The 2,398-nt window shown below is 62.4% G+C and carries 3 protein-coding genes; all 3 read left to right on the forward strand.

What is annotated here, in order from left to right; genetic code table 11:
- Positions 1 to 982 (forward strand): type IV secretion system protein VirB10 (gene virB10 / locus EOA29_RS33160; RefSeq protein ID WP_145969947.1); only part of this gene is annotated, 982 nt, incomplete at its 5' end.
- Positions 979 to 2,001, forward strand: coding sequence for a P-type DNA transfer ATPase VirB11 (virB11, locus tag EOA29_RS33165; protein WP_127222185.1), 1,023 nt, complete (start codon positions 979 to 981; stop codon positions 1,999 to 2,001). The genes virB10 and virB11, both read left to right, overlap by 4 nt.
- A 12-nt stretch (positions 2,002 to 2,013) precedes the next feature.
- The coding region (locus tag EOA29_RS33170) for a hypothetical protein (RefSeq protein WP_145969948.1) at positions 2,014 to 2,398 on the forward strand (385 nt) is incomplete at its 3' end.

A 2,398-nucleotide genomic window follows, 5' to 3' on the forward strand; every position in this document is an offset into this window, starting at 1 on the left:
CCTGCGGTTGACCCAGATGATCACTAATGAGCAAGCAAACCCGGCCGCCGGGCACGATCAGCCGGCCCAGGCGCAGATCGCCGCCGACGGTCAGCTTGTTCCGGTGCCGGGCGCCGACAACGATCCGAACAAGGCTTTCCTCGCGCAATCCGAAACCCATTCGAACGCGATGGCGAAGGCGCGGGTTTTCCGTCGCACCGATGCGTTGATCCCCGAAGGCACGATGATCCGCGGATTTCTGGAAACCGCCATCAACACCGATCTGCCCGGCATGGTTCGCGCGGTGGCGCGCGAGGACGTCTATTCGCTCGACGGCCGCCGCATTCTGATCCCGAAAGGCTCTCGGCTGACCGGCGAGTATCGTTCTGGGATCGCGCGCGGGCAAAAGCGTGTGTTCATCGTCTGGAACGGCGTCATACGTTCCGACGGCGTGTCGGTCGACATCGCCTCGCCTGGCGCCGATCGTCTCGGGCGGGGCGGTTTCGGTGGCCGCGTCGATACGCATTGGCTCGAGCGATACGGCAATGCGATCATGCTTTCGGTCGTGGGCGGCGTTTCTGAATACCTGTCCTCCCTTGCCAACAATGGCAGCGACAGCCAGCAGGGGCAGGTGACAACTACTGACCCCGTTACGGGACAGACGGTCACCACCACCTATGGCGGCTCCGGTTCGCAACGCGACGCCCGCGGCATCGCCTTCGAAAAATCCTCGACGGCGCTGCAGCAGCTGGCGCAAGAGGCGTTCCGCGACACACAAAACATCCCGCCGACCATCTACGTTGACCAGGGCACGCCGATCGTCGTGTTCGTGCGCCGGGATCTGGATTTTTCCGAGCTCTATGCCGATCCGGTAGAAGAGGAACTGGCGCGACTGAAGCGCGGCGGCAAGCCGGCAAGAGCGCTCGATCCGACGCCGCTCTTCATGACGCCGAAGGCTGAGGCTGATCCGGACTATCCAGAGTATGGGACTCCGGCCCGATGAATGTGCAGCCTAGGCCGGACCCCTGGGCGCGCGCACCGGTGCTACGCGCCGAACTGGAACCGATCTGGCCCTATATGGAGGAAGAATCGGTTTCCGAAATCGCCATCAACCGACCCGGCGAAGTTTTCATTGAGCGCCTGGGTGCAAAGGAGATGGAGTACGTCGTCAAACGCGAGCTCACCAGAAACTGGATCCGCTCGGTCTCGGTCGGCGTCGCTTCGGCCACCAACCAGGTCGTCAACGAAGTCACCCCGGTCTTGTCGGCCGCTCTCCCCTCAGGCGAGCGGTTTCAATGCGTGCTGCCGCCGGCCGCACCCGATGGCGGCGCGATCTCCATCCGCAAGCAAGTCATCATGGACATGACGCTTGGCGACTATGCCAAGATGGGCGCCTTCGAACAGACCGAGGTGGGCAGCGGCCTGGCGCTCTCGGCTGAAGAAAAGCAGCTCGCCGAGATGCTGCATGACACCTCGCCGTTGGAATTTCTGCAATACGCGGTTCGCAATCGGATTTCCGTAGTTGTCTCCGGCGGCACGTCGACCGGCAAGACAACCTTCCTCAATGCGTTGTTGAAAATCATCCCCTCTCATGAGCGCATCATAACCATCGAGGATACGCGCGAACTCAAGCCGGCAACTGGCAACACCGTGACGCTGCTTGCCTCGAAAGGTGACCAGGGCCTTGCCAGGGTTACGCCGCAACAGCTGCTCGAGGCGTCATTGCGCATGCGGCCCGACCGGTTGCTGCTCGGCGAGTTACGAGGTGCCGAGACATTTTCCTTCCTGCAAGCCATCAACACCGGTCATCCGGGTTCGCTGACAACCGTTCACGCCAATTCGGCCCGTTCGGCCTATGAGCGCCTGGCCCTCATGGTCATGCAAGGAAATGTCGGGCTCTCTCGCAGCGAGATCCTCGACTATTTGCGCGAGGTGATCCCGGTCGTCGTGCAGATGGTGCGCGGGGACGGCGGACGGCGCTCGATCAGCGAAATCAAGTTCACAAAGGCTGAGACGATCTGACGGGGGCGCACCATGGAAAAGATCGCCGGCAGGATCTTTCTGGCGTTGATGGCTGTGGCGCTGGGCGCCTTGGCATTTGTGGTCGCATACGCGGCGACCGACTGGTACAGGACCGGATCGCATTTTCTCTTCGACAGTATCAATGCGGACCCGCGGCCAGTCTTCGGCTACGCCTGGGCGGATCTGGAGGCTGGACTCCTCGCAAAGCTTCAATACGCCGGCGCCGCGGCCCTATTCGGCTTCCTCCTGCCGCTCGCGATCGCATTCTTGGTGCGGCCGCCCAGGCGCAACGACGCAAAATTCATGTCGATGGCGGACGTTCGCCGGGCTGGCCTTCTGAAGCCGAGGGGCATCTTCATCGGACGAGCCGGCGGCAGACTGGTCAACGTCTTTGCCC

The organism is Mesorhizobium sp. M1E.F.Ca.ET.063.01.1.1, assembly GCF_003998155.1.
Classification (GTDB): Bacteria; Pseudomonadota; Alphaproteobacteria; order Rhizobiales; family Rhizobiaceae; genus Mesorhizobium.